Genomic DNA, 25,598 nt, shown 5'->3' on the forward strand with positions numbered 1-25,598 from the left:
GGACCCTAAACCCTTGTATTTACTGGATTTCAGGCACAAAAAAAGACGTCCGTGGACGTCTTTAGATGATGAAGTGGTGGAGCCGGGGGGATTTGAACCCCCGTCCGCCAGTACTCCGCTGTCGGTACTACATGCGTAGCCGTGTCTATTAAGTTAACCCTCAGCGACCCGACGGGCAGGGTGCTTTGGGCGAGTTGTGTAAGTTTTAGCCGCTTCGTCCACAACGTACTGCACGGCGATTCTGTTCTATATGACAATCATTTCGGGTTTACAGACATCCCCTGATGATTGCTGGACCCGAAGGTACCAGGAGCATTGTCAGCTGCAATTAAGCAGCGAGAGCAACACCGTATTGGTCGTCATTGGCAACTATAAGTAGTTGCAACAGTGGATTTACGACTTCTGTTACCAAGTCGGCATGCACCTAGAGTTTCGCAACCGGCGTCGAATCCTAAACGGCCCCGAACTCATTGCCCGGTGAATCTGTTCGGGCAACAGGCGTGCACAGTGTACGTCAAAACGCTTGGCAGGCCAACCCGAAGGTTGGCCTGCGCGACATCAGTTACGCGTCGGGTTACGGATCTGCATCTTGCTGATGATGCCGTTGGTAACCTCGATGCATTCCTTGTCGTTGCCGGACGCCTGGGCCGCAGTGGCTTTTTCCTGTGCTTCCTTGATGTTATTCATGGAGCTTTCAGGAAGGGACGGCTGGCTGGTGACGAAGTCTTTGATGCTTTGAAGATTCCCGGCACAAAGGTCTTTGTCGGCCGCGAACACCGGCGAGGCCAGAAGTGCACCAGTGATAAACAATCCAGCAATTGCAGAATGCTTCATGGGTATCTCCTTGAACGATGGGGGCTCGGTGCTGCCGGACGGTCTGGCCGCGATGCCGAGGTCAAGACAAGCGAGGTCAGTATAGGACCTGTCTGGTTGACCGCTTCGCTGCGCAGGAATTCGGTTTTATTTGCAACGAATGTCAAAAGGCCAGATCGGTCGACCAGGTGCCGATGCAGCCGACCTGTAAAAGGTCGGCGCATGAATCATTTTTTGGTGTCACCGGTAGCGTTTTGAATGTCCAGCAGGGTTTGCTGTGTTTCAGCGAGGCAGTCGTCAATCTTGCCTTGTGCTTTCAGGGCGCGGGCTTTGCTGACACTGGCCGAGACGCGCGCATTCAGATCCGGTGACGTCTGGTATTGAGTCTTGGCGCTATCGATTCTCTGCAGATTGGCATCGCACAAATCGGCGGGTTTTTCAGCGGCGAACGAAGTGGACGCCATCATCGAGGCAGTGACAAACAGACCTAACATTACAGAGCGGTTCATGTGTATCTCCTTGAACTGAGGGTTCAGACTTCGCTGACCGTTGAACAGGCCCCGAATGGTCCGGGGCATGTGCAGTGGACTACCGCCTCGCTCAAGGGTTCTGATTTTTTCTTCAGCGGACTTTGGCCTGTGTCACCCGATCCACCAGATAAACCAGCCCGTGGTAGTCGATGCCACCGTGCTGGGTCAGGCCGATTTCGCAGGTGCGGCTGGTGGAAATGCCCTCGCTGCAGTGCTGCACGGCGTCCTTGAGCGTACGCAGCGAATGGCTGTTCAGCTCCGGTGTGGTGAAGCCTTTGTCGCCGGCAAATCCGCAGCAATGTATGCCTTCAGGAATCACCACGGTGTTGCTGCATTTGCGCGCCAGATCGATCAGCGCCTGGCTTTCGCCCAAGTGCTGAGTGCTGCAGGTCACGTGGACGGCAATCGGCGCTTCCTGGGGTGTGAAGTCCAGGCGATCCAGCAGATGCGTACGGATGAAGCGCACCGGATCGTACAGATCCAGTCGTGTTTCGCCGATGTCTTGGACCAGCCGCAACGTACATGGGCTGGTGTCGCAATAGATCGGGTCGAGGCCGCCGCGACTGGCGTGGAGCAGGGCGCTGATCAGCTCCTGGCGTTTGTGTTCGGCCTGCTCGGCGTAGCCTTTGGAGGCGAACGGCTGACCGCAGCAGAGGTTGTCCTGATTGTCGGGAAAGACTACCTGGTAGCCGGCCTTTTCCAGCAGGCCACGGGTTTTGTCGTACAGCGACATCTGTTCTTTGTCGCCCGCCGCCGGGCCCATGACCCGCGAGACGCAAGCCGCCAGATAGACCACGCGCGGGCGCTCGTCCGCCACGCTCGGGCTGAAGCGAATGGCTTTTTCCGGTTGGGGCATGGCGTTGGTCCACAACGGCACTTGGCCTTTGGACAAGCGCGTCAGCGTCGCCGACAACTTCGCCAGACGCGGTGCGCCGAGCATCATTCGCGCGCCGTTGGCGACGTGCAGCGTGAAGCGTGCGCCTTGCAGGGTTTTGGCGAAATTTCCTTCGATCCAGTCAGCGGTTTTCTGATGCGTGGCGTGTCGGCCACGGAGTTTTTTCACCAGTTCGCCGGTGTTGATGCCTACAGGGCAGCGTTGCGCGCACAGGCCGGTCGCGGCGCAGGTGTCGATGCCTTGGTACTCGTAGGCTTTTTCCAGTTCGGTGGTGTCGACGCCGGCACGTTTTTTCGCCTGGATATCGCGCCAGATCACGATGCGCTGGCGTGGGCTCAAGGTCAGGCCTTTCGATGGGCAGACCGGTTCGCAAAACCCGCACTCGATGCACTTATCCACAATCTCGTCAGCGGCCGGCAGCGGTTTCAGGTGCTTGAGGTGGATCTGCGGATCTTCGCTGAGCACCACGTCCGGATTGAGAATTCCGTTGGGGTCGAGCAGGCGTTTGAGCTGCCACATCAGTTGATAGGCGTCGCTGCCCCATTCCAGTTCCACGAACGGCGCCATGTTGCGGCCGGTGCCGTGTTCGGCCTTCAGCGAGCCGCCGAACTCCACGGCGACCAGTTGCGCGACGTCGTCCATGAACGCTTGGTAGCGTGCGATTTCTTCCGGGCTGTTGAAGCCTTGGGTGAAGACGAAGTGCAGATTGCCTTCCAGTGCGTGTCCGAAAAGGATCGCTTCGTCGTAGGCATGTTTGTCGAACAGCTCGATCAGGCGATTGACGCCGATGGCCAGTTGTTCGACCGGGAAGGTCACGTCTTCGATGATTACTGTGGTGCCGGTTTTGCGCACGGCGCCGACGGCGGGGAAGGTGTCTTTGCGGATGGCCCAGAGGCGGGCGTTTTCCACCGGGTCTTCAGTGAAGTCGACCTGCTTCTCGACGGGGAAATCGCGCAGGGACGCCATGATTTGCGCCAGTTGTTCCTGCAGCAATGTTGACGAAGCCGCGCGGGATTCGATGAGCAGCGCGCAGGCATTTTCCGACAGCAGCTGTACGAAAGCGGGCATGCCTTTTTTGTCCTGCACCGAGCGCAGACTGCGTCGGTCGAGCAACTCCACCGCTGACACTGGTTGGCTTTTCAGCACGGTGACCGCGTTGCAGCAGGTCTCGACATCGGGGAACACGATCAGCGCCGAGGCCTTGTTCGGGTGATCGATGACGGTGTCGTAAGTCACCGCGCTGATGAAGCCGAGCGTGCCTTCGGAGCCGACCAGCAGGTGGCTCAGGATATCCACAGGCTCGTCGAAATCCACCAGGGCGTTGAGCGACAAGCCGGTGGTATTTTTCAGACGGTATTTGTGGCGGATTCTTGCGGCCAATTCGGTGTTGGCGCGGGTCTCGCGGCCTAATGTCGCCAAGCGTTCGAGCAGGTCGCCGTGGCTTGAGCGAAATGCCGCGACGCTGGCAGGGTCTTCGCTGTCGAGGCGCGTGCCGTCGGCCAGCACCAAGCGAATCCCGGCCAAGGTGTGATAGGTATTCTGCGCGGTGCCGCAGCACATGCCGCTGGCGTTGTTGGCGACGATGCCGCCGATCTTGCAGGCATTGATCGATGCCGGGTCCGGGCCGATCTTGCGCCCGAACGGTGCCAGCCAGGCATTGGCCTGCGCGCCGATCACGCCCGGTTGCAGGCGGATTTGCGTGCCTTGGCCGCGAATCTCGCGGGCGTTCCAGTTATCCCCAAGCACGATCAGCACGGAATCGCTGATCGCCTGCCCGGACAGGCTGGTGCCGGCGGCGCGGAAGGTCACCGGCACCTTGTCGCGCTGGGCCAGTTGCAGCAGCGCCACGACTTCGTCTTCAGACTCGACGCGGATCACCAGTTTCGGAATCAGTCGATAGAAACTGGCGTCGGTGCCGAAGGCCAGGGTCGACAGCGGATCATCAAAGCGCCGCTCTGCTGGAATCAGTTGCTCGGCATCACGCAGGAAAGCAGCAGGAAGACTCATTGATCCTCCAGAATCAGCACGACCAGATCTTTCGGGCCATGCGCGCCATACGCCAGCACCTGTTCAATATCGGCGGTTTTCGACGGGCCGGAGACCAGCAGCGCGTTGGTCGGCATGCCTTGCGCCCATTCGAATTCCTCTTGCACCTGATAGAAGTTGTCGCGGATTTCGCTGGCCTTGAGCAGGGCGAAATGCACCGGCGGCACCAGGCTCATCAAGCGCGGTTCCTCACGGGTAGGCCAGATAATCAGGCTGCCGGTCGCGGCGATGGCACCGAGGGTGCCGGTGAGGCTGGCCGGGGTGTCGTTGAACAGCTCGGCTTTCCACTCTTCCATTGGCCGGTCGTAGGACTTCAGTTCTGGCAGGTCGGGATTATTCGCCCAGTGCTGTGTGATGCGTTGCCCGTGGGTTGTTGTCGGTGCGATCAGCAGGCTCGGCAATTGGCGGTCGCGCAGCAGTTGCGCCATTAATGCCGGCCACTCGGCGCCCGAGGTCAGGTGGATTTCGGTGTGCACCGCCTCCATCAGTTTGCGCAGTTGCGGGATGCGTTGCTCGGCGCTGTAGGTGTAGGGCTGGGTGACCAGATCGACATCGAAGTTGTCGGCAATTGGCGTGGTGCCGGTCAGACTTTTCCGCAGCTTGCCGAGGATATTTTGCTTGGCGCTCATCGACGCTCTCCCTGTTTGGCCAGATGCTCGCGGGCCATGTCATGCAACGAACGCGCGGCCGGTTTTGGTGCGCTGTGATTTTGCGTCCATGGGCCGACATTGCTCGGCGTAAGGGCGCGCAGGCGCGTGGCGAAAAAAGCGAACAAGCGGTACAGCGTCGGCGAGCTGTTGAGTCTGGCCCAGGCGTTCCAGATGAAGCGCTCCTTGCGCGAATATTTGCTGCCCTGGCCGCGCATCACCTGATTCGGTGCGTCCGGGGCTTTGACGTTTTCCTCGCGCAGACGGCGCAGGATCGCCGGGATCGGAATCTTCACCGGGCAGACTTCACCGCAGGCGCCGCACAGTGAGGACGCGCTCGGGTGGTCCGGAACCTTGGCCAGGCCGACCATATGCGGGGTGATGATTTTGCCGATCGGCCCTGGGTAGACCTCGCCATAGGTGTGGCCGCCCACTCGGGTGTATACCGGACAATGATTCATGCAGGCGCCGCAGCGGATGCAGTTCAGGGTCTGGCGCAATTCACTGTCGGCGAAAGCCTGGCTGCGACCGTTGTCGAGCAGGACCAGATGCACTTCCTGCGGGCCATCGAGTTCATGTTCCTTGCGCGGGCCGGAGATCATGTTGACGTAGGTGGTGATCGGAATGCCCAGCGCCGAGCGCGTCAGCAGTGACAGCAGCGGCACCACGTCGCGCAGGTTTTCCACGACTTTTTCGATGCCGGTCACGGCGATATGCACCGGCGGCACGGTGGTGGTCATGCGCCCGTTGCCTTCGTTTTCCACCAGCAGCAGGGTGCCGGTTTCGGCCACGGCGAAGTTGACGCCGGAGACGCCGATGTCGGCTTCGAAGAATTTTTGCCGCAGGACCCTGCGACCGATCTGAATGAGTTGGTCAACGTCCTTGGTGTATTCCACGCCAAGTTTGTCGTGGAACAAGGACGCGACCTGACCGGCATTCTTGTGGATCGCCGGCATAATGATGTGTGAAGGCTTCTCGTGGTCGAGCTGGACGATGTACTCCCCCATGTCGGACTCCAGACATTCAATGTCCCGAGCCTCGAGGAAATGGTTCATCTCCATCTCTTCGCTGACCATCGATTTGCCCTTGATCACTTGCCGCGCCTCGTGAGCGCGGATGATCGACAGGACGATGCCATTGGCCTCGTCCACCGTTTCCGCCCAGTGCACTGTCACACCGTTGCGGGTCAGGTTCTGTTCCAGTTGCTCGAGCAGGTCGGGCAACTTGGACAGCGCGCGGGCCTTGATCGAATTGCCCAGTGCGCGCAAGTGTTCTCTTTCGTGGGCATCGCTGAAAGCCGCTGCCCGCTTGGTCATCAGTGAATCCATGGCAGTGCGGAAGTTGTTCCGCAGCTGCTGATCACCCAAGGCGTTGTGTGCCCGGGTGCGGAAATCTTCTTCTACGGCGACCGTAGGAATAATCGTTGAGGTGCTCATTGCGCACCTCCGGTTCGCTGCCAGAGGAAGCTCGCCAGATGTTGCCCGCGTAACGCTTGCTGCTGTTTCTCCAGCGCGCCGTTGATGTTCATCAAACAGCCGCAGTCGGCACTCAGTACCTGGTGCGCGCCGGACTCCTTCAGCGCGCGGGTCTTGTCAGCCACCATCGCGCCGGAAATGTCTGGCATACGGACGCTGAATGTCCCACCGAAGCCACAGCATTCGCTTTCGTGGTCGTGATTGACCCGCTCCACATTGCTCAACTGCGCCAACAACTCGCGGCCGTGCAGGTGGGTGTTCATTTCGCGGCGTGCCGAACACGAGGTGTGCAGCGCGACTTTCACCGGTTCACCGCTGTCCTTGAGCTGCACCTTGCAGACAAACAGCAGAAACTCGGCCAGTTCATAGGTGCGCGCTGCGAGAGCCTGCACCTGTTTCAACGTCTCCGGCTCGTCCTTGAACAAGTCGGCGTAATGCTCGCGCAGCATGCCGGCGCAGGAACCCGACGGCACCACCACCGGATAATCGCCGGCAAACAACGCCAGTTGCGAGCGCGCTACCGTCCGCGCCTGCTCGGAGTAACCCGAGGTGTAGGCCGGTTGGCCGCAGCAGCTCTGCCCTTGCGGATACTCGACCCGGATCCCTTCGCGCTCCAGCAGATGGATCGCGTCCATCCCGGCTTCGGGGTAGAACAGGTCGACCACACACGTGCCGAACAGGTAGACCCGCGACGGTTTCTCGCTGGGGTATTGCCGAGGTTCGGGCAGTGGCGGTGCCACGCGGGTCGCGTTCGGCACAGCGTTGTAAAAAAGCTCGCTCATCAGGCGTGTCTCCGGGTAGGCCCGGTTATCCGTCTGCTGCGGCTGCCGAATATAAAGCGCATTGCTTTCAGCAGCCTTACAGACCCGGTGGTGAATTGCTGACGCCGGATCACGGGCCGGCGTCGGTTATTTCCGTCTTTCTTGTAGGTTTAGTGCACCAGCATGCCGGTGAACCAGTAGGCCTGAGCCAGGGTGATCAAACCGACAATCGTTGCAAAGAATAGGCTGTGCTTGAGGGTGAAGCGGAACAGATCCGATTCCTTGCCGACCAGACCGGTCGCGGCGCAGGCCACGGCGATCGATTGCGGCGAGATCATCTTGCCGGTCACGCCGCCGCTGGTATTGGCCGCCACCAGCAAGGTGTCGTTGACGCCGATCTGGTGGGCGGTGGTCGCTTGCAAGGAACTGAACAGCGCGTTCGACGACGTATCCGAACCGGTGAGGAACACGCCCAGCCAGCCGAGGAACGGCGAGAAGAACGGGAATGCGGCGCCAGTACCCGCCAGCACCAGGGCCATGGTCGAGGACATGCCGGAGTAGTTGGTGACGAAGGCGAACGCCAGCACCATGCCGATCGACAGGATTGGCCAGCGCAGTTCGTAGAAGGTCTCTTTCAAAGTGGTCAGACCAGTTTTGAAGTTGATCTTCAGCACCAGCATCGAAATCAGCGCGGAGAAGAAAATCGCCGTGCCGGTGGCGGAAATCGGGTCGAGTTTGAATACCGCTGGAATCGCGGTCGGGTTGGCCACGATTGGCGCAGTCTTGATCACCAGTTGATCAAGGTGCGGAATCGCGAAGTTGAACACCCAGCCGTACATCGAGCCGCCGGCAGCGAACATCGCTTTGAAAGGCTTCAGCGTCCAGATCGTCACCAGCACAGTGAGGATCAGGAACGGCGACCACGCCTTGAAAATTTCCCCGAGGCTGTAGGGCGACGCCACTGTGGTGCGCTTCTGGCCGAAACCGCCGACGCTGGCGCTGACCACCGAAGCCGACACGGCGCCGACGATGTGCTGGCCGGCGGCACGGCGCGGTTGCCAGACCTTGAGGAACAGGGTCAGGGAAATCAGGCTGGCCAGCGCCGAAGTGATGTCCGGCAGTTCCGGGCCGATGAAATTGGAGGTGAAGTATTGGGTGATGGCGAAACTCAGACCTGCCACCAGCGCGGCCGGCCAGGTTTCGCGCACACCGCGCAGGCCGTCCATCATGAACACCAGCCAGAACGGCACGAACAGCGACAGCAGTGGCAGCTGGCGACCGGTCATGGCGCCGATCTTGAAGGCGTCGATGCCAGTGACCTGGCCCGCCACGATGATCGGAATCCCTAGCGCGCCGAACGCCACCGGTGCGGTGTTTGCGATCAGGCACAGGCCGGCGGCGTACAGCGGGTTGAAGCCCAGTCCTACAAGGAGTGCGGCAGTAATCGCGACCGGCGCGCCGAAACCGGCGGCACCTTCCAGAAAGGCGCCGAAGCAGAAACCGATCAGCAACACCTGCAAGCGCTGGTCATCGGTGATCGACAGGACCGAGCTGCGGATGACCTCGAACTGGCCGCTTTTTACCGTCAGTTTGTAGAGGAACACCGCTGCGACAATGATCCAGGCAATCGGCCACAAACCATAAGCGAAGCCATAACCGGCGGCGGCAAACGCCATGTCCACGGGCATCTGGAAGGCGAAAATCGCCACGGCAATCGAAAGCGCGAGGGTGATGCTGCCGGCCACATGGCCTTTGAGGCGGAACACCGCCAGGGCGAGAAAGAAGAACACGATGGGAATGACGGCCGCGAGAGCGGAGACGCCAAGGCTGCCGAGCGGACTGTAGAGCTGTTGCCAGGTTTGCATGGTGGGGTGGCCCCTAATTGTTGTTGGTCAGGCACTGTGAGCGATCTTGGATAATTGGTAAGACCAATTTACAAGCGCTGTTGGCTAGGGTAAAAGCCTTGGTGGCGGTGTGTCAATTTGCCGCTCTGAAACTTTCGTCGAAGATGCGGTGCAGAGCGCAACTGATCCGCTTTGGCGAAGTGGTGTCTGGCAGGTGTCGGCGGCGCGCGGATAGGCCAGAATAGACACCCCGGCGAGCGGTCGGGATCGTGGAGAAATGAGTTATGGGCTTTGATCAGATACGTCAGCGCCGTTTGTCTGACGATATTGTCGAGCGCCTCGAGGGGATGATCCTTGAGGGCACGCTGAAGTCGGGCGAGCGGCTGCCGGCCGAGCGCACGCTGGCCGAACAATTTGGCGTATCACGCCCGTCATTGCGCGAGGCGATTCAGAAACTGGCGGCCAAAGGTTTGCTGGTCAGTCGCCAGGGCGGCGGCAATTATGTGGTGGAAGGCCTGGGCTCGACGTTCAGCGATCCGCTGTTGCAATTGCTTGAAAGCAATCCCGAAGCGCAACGTGATTTGCTCGAATTCCGGCACACCCTGGAGGCATCGTGCGCCTACTACGCCGCATTGCGCGCGACCGATGTTGATCGTGAACGCCTGACTGCTGCCTTCGAAGAGCTGCAGGATTGCTACTCGCGTCACGAAGAAGTCAGCCGGGCGGAAGAGGGCGCGGCGGATGCGAAGTTTCATCTGGCGATTGCCGAGGCCAGTCACAATGCGGTGTTGCTGCATACGATTCGCGGCTTGTTCGATCTGCTCAAGCGCAACGTCGTGACCAACATTGGCGGCATGTACAAACAGCGCACGGAAACCCGCGACATGCTGATCTCGCAGCATCGGGAATTGTATCTGGCGATTATCGAAGGGCGTGCCGAGCAGGCGCGAGAAGTGTCCAGCCGCCATATTCTGTATGTGCAGGAAGTGCTGGAAGAGGTGCGTCAGGAGGTGCAGCGCATGGCTCGGGCGGAGCGGCGCAAGGGGATGTAGTCAGTTAGTTCTGCAAACGATCGTTCCCACGCTCTGCGTGGGAATACAGCAATGGACGCTCTGCGTCCGCGTTGTGACGCGGAGCGTCACGGGATGCATTCCCACGCAGAGCGTGGGAACGATCAGGGTGGAAAACTAATCTTCCTTGCCCTTGTTGCGCACCGCACGCTGCAATTCACGACCGGCATCGCGCTCGCGCTCGGTGTCGCGCTTGTCGTATTCCTTCTTGCCCTTGCCCAGAGCGATCTCGCACTTGACCATGTGCTTACTCCAGTACCAGGACAGGCAGACGCAGGCGTAACCCTTTTGCTGCACGGCGGCGGCAAGCTTGTCCAGCTCGCGGCGGTTGAGCAGCAGTTTACGTGTGCGCACCGGGTCGGCGATGACGTGGGTGCTTGCAGTCATCAACGGCGTGATGTGGCTGCCGAGCAACCATGCTTCGCCGTCCTTGAGCAGCACATAGCTGTCGACCAGCTGCAACTTGCTCGCCCGCAGACTTTTTACTTCCCAGCCGGCCAGGACCAGACCAGCCTCGAACTTGTGCTCGATGAAGTAATCGTGTCGCGCCTTTTTGTTCTGCGCGATGGTCCCTGTTGGGTGTTTCTTCTGTTTAGCCATAGGGGCGGCATTATATGGAGTTGTTCGGCTGTCGGCTACGGTGTTGCTGCGTGCTTGAGCAGGTTGAGTGAATCCCGGACAATGCGGCCTCTTTTTCTAACGCTTGGGCGTGATAAACGATGTCGACAGACAAGGTTTCTGTCCACGGCAGTTGGGCTAGCCGCTGGGTATTCATACTCGCCGCGACCGGTTCGGCCGTGGGACTGGGTAGTATCTGGAAGTTCCCCTACATGGTCGGGGTCTACGGCGGCGGCGCCTTTGTGCTGATGTTCCTGGCGTGCATCGCGCTCATCGGCGTGCCGGTCATGCTCGCGGAAACCCTGATCGGCCGGCGCGCCCGGCAAAGTCCGGCGAATGCCCTGAAGGTATTGGCACTGGAAGCCGGGCACTCGGCGAAATGGTCGTGGGGCGCGTTTGCCGGGATGATCACGGCCCTGCTGATTCTGTCTTTCTACAGTGTGGTCGGCGGCTGGTCGCTGGATTACATCGTCGACATGGGCCGTGGCGATTTCCAGGGCGCGACGGCCGATCAGGTCGGCGCCTATTTCGGCAATGTCATCTCCAATCCATGGCGCCTGACACTTTGGCACACTATTTTCATGCTGCTGTCGGCCTTCGTGATCGCCAAAGGCGTGGTCGCCGGGCTTGAACGCAGCCTGCGAATCATGATGCCGCTGCTGTTCGTGATGATTCTGGTGCTGCTGGGCTACAGCATGACCACCGGGCATTTCATGGAAGGCGTGCATTTCATGTTCGACTTCCACCCGGAAAAAGTCCTCGACGGCCTGCTGCCAGCGATGGGGCACGCGTTCTTCTCGCTGAGCGTCGGCGTCGGTTCGATCATGATCTACGGCGCCTACATGCCGAAGAACACCTCGCTGTCGGGCACGGTGGTCGGCGTTGCGCTGTTGGATACTTTCGTGTCGCTGGTGGCCGGTCTGGCGCTGTTTCCAATTGTATTTGCTGCCGGCCTGAACCCAAGCGAAGGTCCGGGACTGATGTTCGTCAGCCTGCCATTTGCTTTTGGTAATGTATTTTTCGGCCAGTTGATGGGCGTGGTGTTCTTCGTGCTGGTCGCGGTGGCAGCGTGGAGTTCGGCGATTTCGCTGCTTGAGCCAATGGTGGCTTACCTGGTTGAACGCACTAAAATCAGCCGCATCTGGGTGACGTTCTGGCTTGCGTTCACCTGCTGGTTCGTTGGTCTGGGCACGGTGTTTTCTTTCAATATCTGGAAGGAAGCCAAGTTTTTCGTGAACGAAGGCGGGGCGTTCAGCCTCTATCAATGGGGTGCGCAGAGCGGTCTCGACTTCTTCGGCGTGATCGATTTCTTCACCTCGCGGATCATGTTGCCCCTTGGTGGCTTGTGTTTCGTGCTGTTCGCGGGATGGGTAATGGGGCGTGAAGCGGTGCGGGATGAATTGTCCATCCGTAACCCGGTTCTATTTGCCCTGTCCCTGTTCTTGATGCGCTACGTGGCGCCTATCGGCATTCTTGTAGTCTTTGCCGCTCAGCTCTGGAAGTAACGCTTACATGACGACACATATCCAACGATCCGCGCTCCTACCGTACCCGGCGCAGTTTCTCTACGACCTGGTCAACGACGTCGCGCGTTACCCGGAGTTTCTGCCGTGGTGCTCGGAGGCTGAAGTGCTGGAAAGCTCCCCGGAACACATGCGCGCCAGTGTCGGCGTGGCCAAAGGCGGCCTCAGTCAGCATTTCGTCACGCGCAATACGCTGGTGTCGGGGCAGTCGATCGAGATGAATCTTGAAGAAGGCCCGTTCACTCAGTTGCACGGCATCTGGGTATTCAAGGCGCTGAACGAAAAGGCCTGCAAGATCAGTCTGGATCTGTCGTTCGATTATGCCGGGCCGCTGGTGCGCGCTACGTTGGGCCCGCTGTTCAATCAGGCGGCTAACCAGCTGGTGGATGCTTTCTGCCAGCGCGCCAAGCAGATGCATGGTTAAGCCGGTGATCGAGATAGAAGTCGTGTACGCGGCGGTTGATCGCCAGGTTCTGCGTGCGATCAGCGTCGCTGAAGGAGTCAGCGTTCGGGCGGCGGTGCACGCATCGGGCATCGCGGCCGAGTTTCCTGAGCTGAATCTGGCGCAGTGCCCGCTGGGGATTTTTGGCAAGGTCGTGGCTGACGCGGATTCTCGCCCTGTTCAGGCGGGCGACCGGATCGAAATTTATCGACCGCTGCTGGCTGATCCCAAAGAAGTTCGACGCTTGCGCGCGGCCAAGGCTGCCGAGGCCAAAGCACGCAATTCTTGATCAGACCAAACGGCAGGCAATAAAAAACCCGGAATGTCCGGGTTTTTTATTGCCTCGCCTATTACTGCGGCGAGGTGTCCAGCGGCTCTGGTGTCGGAACCGGTACGGTTTCCACACCATCGACGTCCTTCTGGATCTGATCCAGCAAGGAGCCTGGTTTGGCTGGTTTTTCAGCTTCTGGCTTGTCGGCGTTTTCAGCAGGCGCGGTCACGGTAGTACCGCTGTCCTTGCCGAGAATGGCTTCATCACGGCTCACGCCGGGCATGAAGTCACCGGATAGGCTGACGAGCTGGTCGTTGGAGTTGAAGATAACGCTGATTCGTTCCTGCTGGCGTTCACCGCCACCCGGTTGCAGGCTGTACAGATAATCCCAGCGATCGGCATGGAACGTGTCGGCAAGCAGAGGGTTGCCCATGATAAACCGTACTTGCGGCCGGGTCATTCCCGGGCGTAACTGGTCTATCATGTCCTGCGTGACGACATTGCCCTGCTGGATGTCGATTTTGTAAACCCCGGGGAATGAACAACCGGCGAGTGCGAGCAGTCCCACAAAGGTGAAACTGGTTAGCAAGAGCTTGGTGTTTTGCATCGGTGGGCGACTTCCACTATCTTGGCTGGGACAACGTAAACGCCGATCATACCCGCATTAAGAGAAGCTGCGAAGCAGCATCGCGAGAAAGCTGACCATGGTTGAAAATAGCGAACTACGCAAAGCCGGCCTCAAAGTGACCCTGCCACGGGTCAAGATCCTGCAAATGCTCGACTCTACCGAGCAGCGTCACATGAGTGCCGAGGACGTCTACAAGGCGTTGATGGAAGCTGGTGAGGACGTCGGTCTGGCCACGGTTTACCGTGTTCTGACCCAGTTCGAAGCGGCCGGCCTCGTGGTCCGCCACAACTTCGACGGCGGCCACGCGGTCTTCGAGCTGGCTGACGGTGGCCACCACGACCATATGGTCAACGTGGAATCGGGTGAAGTGATCGAATTCTTCGACGAAGAAATCGAAAAGCTTCAGAAATCGATCGTCGAGAAGCATGGCTTCGAGATGGTTGATCACAACCTGGTGCTGTACGTGCGCAAGAAAAAGTAAGCATGTCGCGCGAATTTCACATTCGCGAAACGAGCGAAGGCGACCCAAGGGTCGCCTTCGTGCTTTCTACTAGTTGTTACGCCTTGGCGGTCACCACCATTTTTTTCGCGTGAGCCAGGGATTCCTTGGTCAGATCGATGCCGCCGAGCATGCGCGCGACTTCTTCGATGCGCTCGTTCTTTGTCAGCTTCGCGACAGCGGTGTGAGTCGCCTTCTCGTCGCGGACCTTGTGCACGAACAGATGCTGATGCCCTTGCGCCGCCACTTGCGGCAAGTGCGTCACGGTCAGGACCTGCCCGCGATCACCGAGACGGCGCAGTAACTGGCCGACGATCTCCGCAGTCGGGCCGCCAATACCTACGTCCACTTCGTCGAACACCAGGGTCGGCACGCGGGAGGTCTGGGCGGTAATGACCTGAATCGCCAGACTGATCCGCGACAGCTCACCACCGGAGGCAACTTTTGCCAGCGCCTTGAGCGGTTGACCGGGGTTGGCGCTGACCAGCAGTTCGACCTGCTCCAGCCCGTTTGGCAGCAACTCGTCGCTGCTGTTGGCCTTCAGTTCGATGGTAAAGCGGCCACCAGGCATGCCCAGGCGCTGGATTTCCTGCTCCACCGCACTGGCGAGGCTGCCGGCCGCCTGATGACGAAGGTCGCTCAGCTCGCGCGCTTTCTCTTGATAGTGGCGGGCGTAGGACGCCAGTTCTTCGCCCAGGCGTTCAATGGATTCATCGTTGGCGTTGAGGGTTTCGATTTCATCCAGCAGCTTCTGCTGCATCTCGCCGACTTCGGTCGGCTGAATCCGGTGTTTGCGCGCCAAGGTGTAGATCGCGTCGAGGCGCTCTTCCAGGTATTGCAGGCGAGCCGGGTCGGCATCGAAATTGTCGAGGAAGCGATTGAGCTCGCCGACCGCTTCTTCTACCTGAATCTGTGCACTGGTCAGCAAACTGCTGGCTTCACCCAGCGCACCCACCGAACTGTTCACGCTGGAAAGTCGATTGAGGCTGGCGGTCAGCGCATTCAGCACATTGCCGGAGTCGCTTTCACTGCATTGCTCGACCACTTGCCGGCAAATGCCCAGCAAGGTTTCGGCGTTGGTCAGGTTCTTGTGTTCCTGCTCCAGTTGCTCCAGTTCATTTTCGCCGAGGCCGAGGTTCTCCAATTCCTCAAGCTGATAGCTGAGCAACTGATGACGTGCGCGTTGTTCATCGCCGGAGTTGGACAGCCGCTCCAGTTCCTGGCGAGTCTGGCGCCAGCGCTGTGCGGCAAGTTGTACCTGACGCGCCAGATCGGTGGCGCCGGCGTACTCGTCGAGCAAGCGGCGATGAGTATCAGTTTTCAGCAGCGACTGATGTTCGTGCTGGCTGTGGATATCGATGAGCAGCTCGCCGAGGGCTTTAAGGTCGCCAAGCGGGCAGGGCGTGCCGTTGATATAGCCGCGCGAACGACCTTCCGAGGTGATGACCCGGCGCAGGATGCACGGCCCGTCGTTTTCCAGATCGCGCTCGGCAAGCCAGGCGCTGGCTTCGGGGATATCAGCAAGATCGAAGGTGGCAAGAATGTCGGCTTTATCAGCGCCCGGGCGAACCACGCCGCTGTCGGCGCGATCACCCAGGGTGAGGCCCAGGGCGTCGAGCATGATCGACTTGCCGGCGCCGGTTTCCCCTGTGATCACGCTCATCCCGCGATCAAGTTCGAGATCGAGATGTTCAACGATGGCGTAGTTATGTACGGACAGGTGCACCAGCATAAAGGCAGCTCCCAGGCTTGAGGTCTGGTTATTTATACAGTGTTTTGTTCAGGCCTGACAATGCCCGCCCTTAGCTCGATTTGCTTGATCAAAGAGTTTTCTTAGCGCATTCAAGAATGAGTATTCAGCACTTTTTTGTAGGGACAATTGTTTTCAGCCCTTGAAGCCTGATTTTGCGGCCCCATATATCGGGGCAGAAGCGCGAGTCAGGCTCGCGGACGAAATTGAAAGGAGAATTCTATGGCTGACGAACAGACAGTAGATACGCAAAACCCAGAAGCCAATCAGGCGCCCGAAGGTTCGGGTGACGACCTGGCGACCCGTGTGCAAGTGCTCGAAGAGCAATTGGCCGCCGCGCAGGATCAGTCTCTGCGTGTTGCTGCCGATCTGCAGAACGTTCGCCGCCGTGCCGAGCAGGACGTCGAGAAGGCGCACAAGTTTGCCCTTGAGAAATTTGCCAGCGACCTGCTGCCGATCGTCGACAGCCTGGAGCGCGGCCTCGAGCTGTCGAGCCCGGACGACGAAAGCATCCGTCCGATGCGCGAAGGCATCGAACTGACCCTGAAAATGTTCCACGACACCCTCAAGCGCTACCAGCTTGAAGCGATCGATCCGCATGGCGAACCGTTCAACGCCGTTCACCATCAGGCGATGGCCATGCAGGAAAGTGCCGACGTCGAGCCGAACAGCGTGTTGAAGGTTTTCCAGAAGGGCTACCAGCTCAATGGTCGCCTGCTGCGCCCGGCGATGGTCGTGGTCAGCAAGGCGCCGGCACCGGTTTCGCCTTCGATTGACGAGCAGGCTTGAAATTAGCCGCAAGGCCCCCATTTAGAAGTCAAGCGTTTAAGTGCTACCGCAGTCAGCCACCACTGCTGCGGCAACAAAATCCAAAGTTTCGGGAGAGTGAACATGGGCAAAATTATCGGTATCGACCTGGGGACTACCAACTCCTGCGTCTCCGTGCTGGAAAACGGCAAAGCCAAAGTTATTGAAAACGCTGAAGGCGCGCGTACCACGCCGTCGATCATCGCTTACGCCAACGATGGCGAAATTCTGGTAGGTCAGTCGGCCAAGCGTCAGGCTGTAACCAACCCGCACAACACCCTGTACGCGGTAAAGCGTCTGATCGGTCGTCGTTTCGACGAAGAAGTTGTGCAGAAAGACATCCAGATGGTCCCTTACAAGATCGTCAAGGCTGACAACAACGACGCCTGGGTAGAGGTGAACGGCCAGAAAATGGCACCGCCACAGATCTCGGCTGAAATTCTGAAGAAGATGAAGAAGACCGCCGAAGACTACCTCGGCGAGGCAGTGACCGAAGCGGTGATCACCGTTCCGGCCTACTTCAACGACAGCCAGCGTCAGGCCACCAAAGACGCCGGCCGCATCGCTGGTCTGGACGTAAAACGTATCATCAACGAGCCAACCGCAGCTGCTCTGGCTTACGGTATGGACAAGGCCAAGGGCGATCACACCGTGATCGTTTATGACTTGGGTGGCGGTACCTTCGACGTTTCCGTGATCGAGATCGCTGAAGTTGACGGTGAGCACCAGTTCGAAGTGTTGGCCACCAACGGTGACACTTTCCTTGGCGGTGAAGACTTCGACATTCGTCTGATCGACTACCTCGTTGACGAATTCAAGAAAGAAAGCGGCATGAACCTCAAAGGTGACCCGCTGGCGATGCAGCGTCTGAAAGAAGCCGCTGAGAAAGCCAAGATCGAGCTGTCGTCCGCTCAGTCGACCGACGTCAACCTGCCGTACATCACTGCAGACGCGACCGGTCCTAAGCACCTGAACGTGAAGATCTCGCGTGCCAAGCTCGAAGCACTGGTTGAAGACCTGGTTCAGCGCACCATCGAACCTTGCCGCATTGCCATGAAAGACGCCGGTATCGACGTCAGCGCGATCAACGACGTGATTCTGGTCGGTGGTCAGACTCGTATGCCGCTGGTACAGAAGCTGGTTACCGATTTCTTCGGTAAAGAAGCGCGTAAAGACGTCAACCCGGACGAAGCTGTTGCCATGGGTGCTGCGATTCAGGGCGCTGTTCTGGCCGGTGACGTGAAAGACGTGCTGCTGCTCGACGTCAGCCCGCTGACCCTGGGTATCGAAACCATGGGTGGCGTGATGACCGCGCTGATCGAGAAAAACACCACGATTCCTACCAAGAAATCGCAAGTGTTCTCGACTGCCGACGACAACCAGGGCGCTGTGACCATTCACGTTCTGCAAGGTGAGCGCAAGCAAGCCGCACAGAACAAATCGCTGGGCAAGTTCGACCTGGCCGACATTCCACCAGCTCCACGTGGCGTGCCGCAGATCGAAGTGACCTTCGACATCGACGCCAACGGCATCCTGCACGTCGGCGCGAAAGACAAGGCTACCGGCAAGACCCAGTCGATCGTGATCAAGGCCAACTCCGGTCTGTCCGACGAAGAAATCGAGCGCATGGTGCGTGACGCCGAGGCGAATGCCGAGGAAGACCGCAAGTTCGAAGAACTGGCCGCTGCCCGTAACCAGGGTGACGCACTGGTGCACTCGACTCGCAAGATGGTCGCTGACGCAGGCGACAAGGTCACCGCCGAAGAGAAGACTGCAATCGAAGCTGCAGTGGTTGCTCTGGAAGCCGCCGTAAAAGGCGACGACAAGGCTGCCATCGAAGCCAAGGTTGAAGAGCTGTCGAAAGTCTCCGCTCCGGTTGCTCAGAAGATGTACGCCGAACAGGCTCAGCCAGCTGATGGCGCGGCCCCGCAAGGCGAATCGGCTGAGAAGGCTGACGACGTTGTCGACGCCGAGTTCGAAGAAGTCAAAGACCACAAGTAAGTTGTTGGTCGCCCGGTTGACTGCCTTGCGGCGGTGACTGGTAGGATGTCGCCGCGCGGGAGCTTGCCTCCCGCGTTGGCGTATCTGGAATACGCGAATTTTTACAGCATGCGACACCGTTCGGATGCTGGCGGTATGGCCGGGAATGCTCCTGCTTTTCGCGCCGCAGATACCGCATCAATCAAGACCAGGATCGTTGAATTGACGTGAGTTGGGTCCGGGCCTTAATGGGGGCTCAACGAGTTTGGCGAGGCTCAGGAGGGGTTTGCCGAACGTCCTTAAGAGTGCAAAGAACTTATGGCAAAGCGTGACTATTACGAAGTATTGGGTGTCGAGCGGGGCACGAGCGAAGCGGACCTGAAGAAGGCCTATCGCCGCCTGGCCATGAAGCACCACCCCGACCGTAATCCCGGCGACAAGGCTTCGGAAGAAGCATTCAAAGAGGCCAACGAGGCCTATGAAGTGTTGTCCGACGCCAGCAAGCGCGCGGCATACGATCAATACGGTCATGCCGGCGTCGATCCGAGCATGGGCGGCGGCGGTGCCGGTTTCGGTGGCCAGAACTTCTCGGACATCTTCGGTGATGTCTTCAGTGATTTCTTCGGTGGCGGTCGCGGCGGTGCCCGTGGCGGCGCTCAGCGTGGCAGCGATCTGCGCTACACCCTGGAACTGAATCTGGAAGAAGCGGTGCGCGGCACCTCGGTGAATATCCGCGTTCCGACACTGGTCAACTGCAAGCCGTGCGATGGCTCCGGCGCCAAGAAGGGCTCGTCGCCGACGACGTGCCCGACCTGCGGCGGCATCGGTCAGGTGCGCATGCAGCAGGGCTTCTTCTCGGTGCAGCAGACCTGCCCGCGCTGCCATGGCCAGGGCAAGATCATTTCCGATCCGTGCGACTCCTGCCACGGCGACGGTCGTGTCGAAGAGTACAAAACCCTGTCGGTCAAAGTGCCTGCCGGTGTTGATACGGGCGACCGCATTCGTCTGTCCGGCGAAGGCGAGGCGGGTACCCAGGGCGGGCCGACTGGCGACCTGTACGTTGTGATCAACGTGCGTGAACACGACATCTTCCAGCGTGACGGCAAGCACCTGTTCTGCGAAGTGCCGATCAGCTTCGTCGACGCTGCACTGGGCGGCGAGCTGGAAATTCCGACCCTCGACGGTCGGGTCAAACTGAAAATCCCTGAAGGCACGCAGACCGGCAAGCAGTTCCGCGTACGCGGTAAAGGCGTGGCGCCAGTGCGTGGCGGCGGTGCCGGCGACCTGATGTGCCGTGTCGCTGTGGAAACGCCGGTCAACCTCAACCGTCGTCAGCGTGAACTGCTGGAAGAATTCCGCAGCTCCCTGGCCGACGACAACAGCCACTCGCCGAAAACCACCGGTTGGTTCGACGGTGTGAAGCGTTTCTTCGGCGATTTGTAAGGAGTCGGCATGCGACGTATTGCAGTGATGGGCGCCGCCGGGCGCATGGGCAAGACCCTGATTGAAGCGGTGCAGCAGACGCCGGGCGCCGGTCTGACGGCGGCGGTCGATCGTCCCGACAGCACGCTGGTCGGCGCGGATGCCGGTGAGCTGGCAGCGCTGGGCCGTATCGGCGTGCCGCTGTCCGGTGATCTGGATCGTGTGGTTGAAGAGTTCGATGTGTTGATCGACTTCACTCACCCGACCGTGACCCTGAAGAATCTCGCGTTCTGCCGCAAACACGGCAAAGCGATGATCATCGGCACCACCGGTTTCAGTGTTGAAGAGAAGCAATTGCTGGCCGAGGCGGGCAAGGACATTCCGATCGTCTTCGCCGCCAACTTCAGCGTCGGCGTCAACCTCTGCCTGAAGTTGCTCGACACCGCTGCGCGCGTGCTGGGCGACGATGTCGATATAGAGATCATGGAAGCCCATCACCGCCACAAGGTCGATGCTCCGTCCGGCACGGCGGTGCGCATGGGTGAAGTGATTGCCGATGCACTGGGGCGTGATCTGAAGAAGGTCGCGGTCTACGGTCGCGAAGGCCAGACCGGTGCGCGTGAGCGTGAAACCATTGGTTTCGCCACCGTGCGCGCTGGCGACATCGTTGGTGATCACACCGTGCTGTTCGCTGCCGATGGCGAGCGCGTCGAGATCACCCACAAGGCATCGAGCCGCATGACCTTCGCCAAGGGCGCGGTGCGTGCGGCGCTATGGCTGGACGGTCGCGAGCCGGGCCTGTACGACATGCAAGACGTGCTCGACCTGCGTTGAGTCGTTGCTGAACCCGGCGCAAACGTCCCGTTTTGCGCCGGTTTTTACCGCCTGGCGACGACCTGTCGCATTCTCCGGCCTTTAAGGCTCTTTAGCGGTGGACCAAAAACGCCCTTTTCTGTAAGCTACAGCTTTAGTGTGTCCACTAAAAGCGCGCAGAATAATTTCAGTGAAGAAGCGGGGTGACGTGTCCATACGTCACTCCGCTTTTTTACAACCTGCGATTGCCCTTTCATGCGTTATTTACGGGAGGTCTTCTTGACTAAGCCAGCCATACTCGCCCTTGCTGATGGCAGCATTTTTCGCGGCGAAGCCATTGGAGCCGACGGTCAGACCGTTGGTGAGGTGGTGTTCAACACCGCAATGACCGGCTATCAGGAAATCCTTACCGATCCTTCCTACGCCCAACAGATCGTTACCCTGACTTATCCGCACATCGGCAACACCGGCACCACGCCGGAAGACGCCGAGTCCGACCGCGTCTGGTCCGCTGGCCTGGTCATCCGTGACCTGCCGCTGGTAGCGAGCAACTGGCGTAACACGATGTCCCTGTCCGATTACCTGAAAGCCAACAACGTGGTGGCAATCGCCGGTATCGACACCCGTCGCCTGACCCGCATCCTGCGTGAAAAAGGCGCTCAGAACGGCTGCATCATGGCCGGCGACAACATCTCCGAAGAAGCGGCCATCGCCGCTGCGCAAGGCTTCCCGGGCCTGAAGGGCATGGACCTGGCGAAAGTCGTCAGCACCAAGACCCAATACGAATGGCGCTCGACTGTCTGGGATCTGAAAACCGACAGCCACGCGACCATCGAAGCTTCCGAGCTGCCATATCACGTGGTCGCCTACGACTACGGCGTCAAGGTCAACATCCTGCGCATGCTGGTCGAGCGCGGCTGCCGCGTCACCGTAGTGCCTGCACAGACTCCAGCCGCCGATGTGCTGGCGCTGAAGCCGGACGGCGTGTTCCTGTCCAACGGCCCTGGTGATCCGGAGCCATGCGACTACGCGATCCAGGCGATCAAGGAAGTCCTGGAAACCGAGACGCCGGTATTCGGCATCTGCCTCGGCCACCAGTTGCTGGCTCTGGCCTCCGGCGCCAAAACCCTGAAAATGGGCCACGGCCACCACGGTGCCAACCACCCGGTGCAGGATCTGGACACAGGCGTGGTGATGATCACCAGCCAGAACCACGGTTTTGCGGTAGACGAAGCCACCCTGCCAGCCAACGTGCGCGCGATCCACAAATCGCTGTTCGACGGCACCCTGCAAGGCATCGAGCGCACCGACAAGAGCGCGTTCAGCTTCCAGGGTCACCCTGAAGCGAGCCCGGGCCCGAACGATGTCGCGCCACTGTTCGACCGCTTCATCAACGAGATGGCCAAGCGACGCTAAGCGTTCGCCTTGAGACTGTAGAGAGAAGCCCTCGAGGGCGGCCCCGGTTCCGGCGGCCCCTTCGAGACTTCAGAAATCGATCAAGACGGCTTGCCGACTGACCTGCGGATTTGAGTGACAAACCATGCCAAAACGTACAGACATTAAAAGCATCCTGATTCTCGGCGCTGGCCCGATCGTGATCGGCCAGGCCTGCGAATTCGACTACTCCGGCGCCCAGGCCTGCAAAGCCCTGCGCGAAGAGGGTTACCGCGTCATCCTGGTGAACTCCAACCCGGCCACCATCATGACCGACCCGGACATGGCCGACGCCACCTATATCGAGCCGATCAAGTGGCAGACCGTGGCCAAGATCATCGAAAAAGAGCGTCCGGACGCCGTACTGCCAACCATGGGCGGCCAGACCGCTCTGAACTGCGCCCTGGACCTGGAGCGCGAAGGCGTTCTGGAGAAGTTCGGCGTAGAGATGATCGGTGCCAATGCCGACACCATCGACAAGGCTGAAGACCGTTCGCGTTTCGACAAGGCGATGAAATCCATCGGCCTGGCCTGCCCGCGTTCCGGCATTGCCCACAGCATGGAAGAGGCCAACGCGGTTCTCGAAACCCTCGGTTTCCCGTGCATCATCCGTCCGTCCTTCACCATGGGCGGCACCGGTGGCGGTATCGCTTACAACCGTGAAGAGTTCGAAGAAATCTGCGCCCGTGGTCTGGACCTGTCGCCGACCAAAGAGCTGCTGATCGACGAATCGCTGATCGGCTGGAAAGAATATGAAATGGAAGTTGTCCGCGACAAAAAGGACAACTGCATCATCGTCTGCTCGATCGAAAACTTCGACCCGATGGGCGTGCACACCGGTGACTCGATCACCGTAGCTCCTGCGCAAACCCTGACCGACAAGGAATACCAGATCCTGCGTAACGCCTCGCTGGCGGTACTGCGCGAGATCGGCGTCGAGACCGGCGGTTCGAACGTGCAGTTCGGTATCTGCCCGAACACTGGCCGCATGGTCGTGATTGAAATGAACCCGCGTGTTTCGCGCTCCTCGGCACTGGCTTCGAAAGCCACCGGTTTCCCGATTGCCAAGGTCGCGGCCAAACTGGCTGTGGGTTACACCCTCGACGAGCTGTCGAACGACATCACCGGCGGCAAGACCCCGGCGTCCTTCGAACCGTCGATCGACTACGTCGTCACCAAGCTGCCACGCTTCGCCTTCGAGAAATTCGCCAAGGCTGACGCACGCCTGACCACGCAAATGAAGTCGGTCGGTGAAGTCATGGCCATCGGCCGGACCTTCCAGGAATCCCTGCAGAAAGCCCTGCGCGGTCTGGAAGTCGGCGTTTGCGGTCTGGACGAGAAGCTCGATCTGAGCAACCCGGATAGCATGAGCGTGCTCAAGCGTGAACTGACCGTGCCGGGCGCCGAGCGTATCTGGTACGTGGCTGACGCCTTCCGCGCCGGTCTGTCGGTCGAAGACATCTTCGGCATGAACATGATCGACCCGTGGTTCCTGGTGCAGATCGAAGACCTGATCAAGGACGAAGAGAAGGTCAAGACCCTCGGTCTGTCCTCGATCGACCGCGACCTGATGTTCAAGCTCAAGCGCAAAGGCTTCTCCGATCAGCGTCTGGCCAAGCTGCTGGGCGTCACCGAGAAAAACCTGCGTACGCACCGTCAGAAGCTGGAAGTGTTCCCGGTCTACAAGCGCGTTGACACCTGCGCCGCCGAGTTCGCTACCGACACCGCTTACCTGTACTCGACCTACGAGGAAGAGTGCGAGGCAGCGCCGTCGGGTCGCGACAAGATCATGATCCTGGGTGGCGGTCCGAACCGTATTGGCCAGGGCATCGAGTTCGACTATTGCTGCGTTCACGCTGCGCTCGCCCTGCGCGAAGACGGCTACGAAACCATCATGGTCAACTGCAACCCGGAAACCGTTTCCACCGACTACGACACTTCCGACCGTCTGTATTTCGAGCCGGTAACCCTGGAAGACGTACTGGAAATCTGCCGCGTCGAGAAGCCGAAAGGCGTGATCGTCCAGTACGGCGGCCAGACTCCGCTGAAACTGGCTCGTGCTCTGGAAGCTGCTGGCGTGCCGATCATCGGCACCAGCCCTGACGCCATCGACCGCGCCGAAGACCGTGAGCGCTTCCAGCAAATGGTCGAGCGTCTGAACCTGCGTCAGCCGCCAAACGCCACTGTGCGTAGCGAAGATGAAGCTGTTCGCGCTGCGGCGAAGATCGGTTATCCGCTGGTGGTGCGCCCGTCCTACGTGTTGGGCGGCCGTGCGATGGAAATCGTATACAAAGAAGACGAACTCAAGCGCTATCTGCGTGACGCGGTGCAAGTGTCCAACGACAGCCCGGTGCTGCTCGACCACTTCCTCAACTGCGCCATCGAAATGGACGTGGATGCGGTCTGCGACGGCAAAGATGTAGTGATCGGCGCGATCATGCAGCACATCGAACAGGCGGGCGTTCACTCCGGTGACTCCGCATGCTCGCTGCCGCCGTACTCGCTGCCGGCACACATCCAGGACGAGATGCGCGAACAGGTCAAGAAAATGGCTCTGGAACTGGGCGTTGTCGGCCTGATGAACGTTCAGTTGGCCTTGCAGGGCGAAGACATCTACGTCATCGAAGTCAACCCGCGCGCCTCGCGTACCGTACCGTTCGTTTCCAAGTGCATCGGTGTTTCCCTGGCCATGATCGCTGCGCGCGTGATGGCCGGTAAGACCCTGAAGGAAATCGGCTTCACCAAAGAAATCATCCCGAACTTCTACAGCGTGAAAGAAGCGGTGTTCCCGTTCGCCAAGTTCCCTGGCGTTGACCCGATCCTCGGCCCAGAGATGAAGTCGACCGGTGAAGTAATGGGCGTCGGCGACACCTTCGGTGAAGCATTCGCCAAGGCGCAGATGGGCGCCAGCGAAGTGCTGCCGACCGGCGGTACCGCGTTCATCAGCGTGCGCGATGACGACAAGCCACTGGTTGCAGGCGTGGCCCGTGATCTGATCAACTTGGGCTTCGAAGTGGTCGCCACTGCCGGCACTGCCAAGCTGATCGAAGCCGCAGGTCTGAAAGTGCGCCGCGTGAACAAGGTGACCGAGGGTCGTCCGCACGTGGTCGACATGATCAAGAATGACGAAGTCACGCTGATCATCAACACCACCGAAGGTCGTCAATCGATCGCCGATTCGTACTCCATTCGTCGCAATGCCCTGCAGCACAAGATCTACTGCACCACCACTATCGCTGCGGGCGAAGCGATCTGCGAAGCGCTGAAGTTCGGTCCGGAAAAGACCGTGCGCCGCTTGCAGGATCTACACGCAGGATTGAAGGCATGAGC

Annotated in this window: 21 protein-coding genes and 1 other RNA gene; 11 read left to right on the top strand and 11 right to left on the bottom strand. The window is 59.6% G+C overall.

Annotated elements, in window-relative coordinates; translation table 11 throughout:
- Positions 1-74: 74 nt before the first annotated feature.
- From ssrA to D8U60_RS02405, 8 genes are all read right to left on the bottom strand, one after another.
- Positions 75-463, bottom strand: a transfer-messenger RNA (tmRNA) gene (gene ssrA / locus D8U60_RS02370).
- Between the two features lie 95 nt (positions 464-558).
- On the bottom strand, positions 559-834 hold the full coding sequence (locus D8U60_RS02375) for a hypothetical protein (protein WP_016771781.1): 276 nt from the start codon (positions 832-834) through the stop codon (positions 559-561).
- A gap of 206 nt (positions 835-1,040) precedes the next feature.
- Positions 1,041-1,322 (bottom strand): hypothetical protein, encoded by a 282-nt coding sequence (locus D8U60_RS02380; protein ID WP_016771780.1) that lies wholly within the window; start codon positions 1,320-1,322, stop codon positions 1,041-1,043.
- Between the two features lie 112 nt (positions 1,323-1,434).
- Positions 1,435-4,245 carry an FAD-binding and (Fe-S)-binding domain-containing protein gene (locus D8U60_RS02385; RefSeq protein WP_130899404.1) on the bottom strand — a complete coding sequence of 937 codons (2,811 nt, stop codon included), beginning with the start codon at positions 4,243-4,245 and terminating at the stop codon, positions 1,435-1,437.
- Positions 4,242-4,913, bottom strand: a complete 672-nt coding sequence (locus D8U60_RS02390; RefSeq protein WP_130899405.1) for a lactate utilization protein — start codon at positions 4,911-4,913, stop codon at positions 4,242-4,244. Before D8U60_RS02390 ends, D8U60_RS02385 begins: the two co-directional genes overlap by 4 nt.
- Positions 4,910-6,367 carry a LutB/LldF family L-lactate oxidation iron-sulfur protein gene (locus D8U60_RS02395; RefSeq protein WP_041477924.1) on the bottom strand — a complete coding sequence of 486 codons (1,458 nt, stop codon included), beginning with the start codon at positions 6,365-6,367 and terminating at the stop codon, positions 4,910-4,912. The genes D8U60_RS02390 and D8U60_RS02395 overlap by 4 nt, the downstream gene beginning before the upstream one ends.
- Complete coding sequence (locus D8U60_RS02400) at positions 6,364-7,188, bottom strand: (Fe-S)-binding protein (RefSeq protein WP_130899406.1); 825 nt, start codon at positions 7,186-7,188, stop codon at positions 6,364-6,366. Before D8U60_RS02400 ends, D8U60_RS02395 begins: the two co-directional genes overlap by 4 nt.
- 149 nt (positions 7,189-7,337) lie before the next feature.
- The gene (locus tag D8U60_RS02405; protein WP_122601818.1) at positions 7,338-9,032 is read right to left on the bottom strand and encodes a lactate permease LctP family transporter; all 1,695 of its coding nucleotides are present in this window, start codon (positions 9,030-9,032) and stop codon (positions 7,338-7,340) included.
- Between the two features lie 263 nt (positions 9,033-9,295).
- Here D8U60_RS02405 and D8U60_RS02410 point away from each other — a divergent pair, with 263 nt between their 5' ends.
- Positions 9,296-10,063 carry an FCD domain-containing protein gene (locus D8U60_RS02410; protein WP_016771775.1) on the top strand — a complete coding sequence of 256 codons (768 nt, stop codon included), beginning with the start codon at positions 9,296-9,298 and terminating at the stop codon, positions 10,061-10,063.
- 135 nt (positions 10,064-10,198) lie between these two features.
- Here the strand turns inward: D8U60_RS02410 and smpB are convergent, their stop codons facing one another.
- Entirely contained in the window at positions 10,199-10,681 is a 483-nt protein-coding gene (smpB, locus tag D8U60_RS02415; protein WP_007953781.1) for an SsrA-binding protein SmpB, read from the bottom strand.
- A gap of 119 nt (positions 10,682-10,800) precedes the next feature.
- Between smpB and D8U60_RS02420 the strand changes: the two genes are divergently transcribed.
- The 3 genes from D8U60_RS02420 to D8U60_RS02430 are packed head-to-tail and all read left to right on the top strand — an operon-like array spanning position 10,801 to position 12,953.
- The gene (locus D8U60_RS02420; RefSeq protein WP_016771774.1) at positions 10,801-12,204 is read left to right on the top strand and encodes a sodium-dependent transporter; all 1,404 of its coding nucleotides are present in this window, start codon (positions 10,801-10,803) and stop codon (positions 12,202-12,204) included.
- Positions 12,205-12,211: 7 nt separating this feature from the next.
- On the top strand, positions 12,212-12,646 hold the full coding sequence (locus tag D8U60_RS02425; protein WP_056782859.1) for a type II toxin-antitoxin system RatA family toxin: 435 nt from the start codon (positions 12,212-12,214) through the stop codon (positions 12,644-12,646).
- A complete protein-coding gene (locus tag D8U60_RS02430) occupies positions 12,639-12,953 on the top strand; it encodes an RnfH family protein (RefSeq protein ID WP_016771772.1) in 315 nt (104 codons plus the stop codon). Before D8U60_RS02425 ends, D8U60_RS02430 begins: the two co-directional genes overlap by 8 nt.
- Before the next feature lie 61 nt (positions 12,954-13,014).
- On the opposite strand, the gene D8U60_RS02435 is transcribed toward D8U60_RS02430, so the two are convergent.
- Positions 13,015-13,542, bottom strand: coding sequence for an outer membrane protein assembly factor BamE (locus tag D8U60_RS02435; protein ID WP_016771771.1), 528 nt, complete (start codon positions 13,540-13,542; stop codon positions 13,015-13,017).
- A gap of 97 nt (positions 13,543-13,639) precedes the next feature.
- Here D8U60_RS02435 and fur point away from each other — a divergent pair, with 97 nt between their 5' ends.
- Complete coding sequence (gene fur / locus D8U60_RS02440; protein ID WP_016771770.1) at positions 13,640-14,044, top strand: ferric iron uptake transcriptional regulator; 405 nt, start codon at positions 13,640-13,642, stop codon at positions 14,042-14,044.
- A gap of 76 nt (positions 14,045-14,120) precedes the next feature.
- Here fur and recN read toward each other — a convergent pair whose 3' ends face one another.
- Positions 14,121-15,794: a DNA repair protein RecN gene (gene recN / locus D8U60_RS02445; RefSeq protein WP_016771769.1), complete on the bottom strand. Its 1,674-nt coding sequence runs from the start codon at positions 15,792-15,794 to the stop codon at positions 14,121-14,123.
- A gap of 240 nt (positions 15,795-16,034) precedes the next feature.
- Here recN and grpE point away from each other — a divergent pair, with 240 nt between their 5' ends.
- The 6 genes from grpE to carB all read left to right on the top strand — a co-directional run bounded on the left by grpE (position 16,035) and on the right by carB (position 25,596).
- Positions 16,035-16,601 carry a nucleotide exchange factor GrpE gene (gene grpE, locus D8U60_RS02450; protein WP_016771768.1) on the top strand — a complete coding sequence of 189 codons (567 nt, stop codon included), beginning with the start codon at positions 16,035-16,037 and terminating at the stop codon, positions 16,599-16,601.
- Positions 16,602-16,703: 102 nt separating this feature from the next.
- Entirely contained in the window at positions 16,704-18,620 is a 1,917-nt protein-coding gene (dnaK, locus tag D8U60_RS02455; RefSeq protein ID WP_024011565.1) for a molecular chaperone DnaK, read from the top strand.
- 297 nt (positions 18,621-18,917) lie between these two features.
- Positions 18,918-20,042 (top strand): molecular chaperone DnaJ, encoded by a 1,125-nt coding sequence (dnaJ, locus tag D8U60_RS02460; RefSeq protein WP_016771767.1) that lies wholly within the window; start codon positions 18,918-18,920, stop codon positions 20,040-20,042.
- 9 nt (positions 20,043-20,051) lie between these two features.
- Positions 20,052-20,855, top strand: coding sequence for a 4-hydroxy-tetrahydrodipicolinate reductase (gene dapB / locus D8U60_RS02465; protein ID WP_016771766.1), 804 nt, complete (start codon positions 20,052-20,054; stop codon positions 20,853-20,855).
- A 258-nt stretch (positions 20,856-21,113) separates the two neighbouring features.
- A complete protein-coding gene (gene carA / locus D8U60_RS02470) occupies positions 21,114-22,250 on the top strand; it encodes a glutamine-hydrolyzing carbamoyl-phosphate synthase small subunit (protein WP_016771765.1) in 1,137 nt (378 codons plus the stop codon).
- 124 nt (positions 22,251-22,374) lie between these two features.
- The gene (gene carB, locus D8U60_RS02475; RefSeq protein WP_016771764.1) at positions 22,375-25,596 is read left to right on the top strand and encodes a carbamoyl-phosphate synthase large subunit; all 3,222 of its coding nucleotides are present in this window, start codon (positions 22,375-22,377) and stop codon (positions 25,594-25,596) included.
- Positions 25,597-25,598 lie beyond the last annotated feature (2 nt).

This window comes from Pseudomonas sp. Sample_11 (genome assembly GCF_004307505.1).
Taxonomy (GTDB): Bacteria; Pseudomonadota; Gammaproteobacteria; order Pseudomonadales; family Pseudomonadaceae; genus Aquipseudomonas; species Aquipseudomonas atacamensis.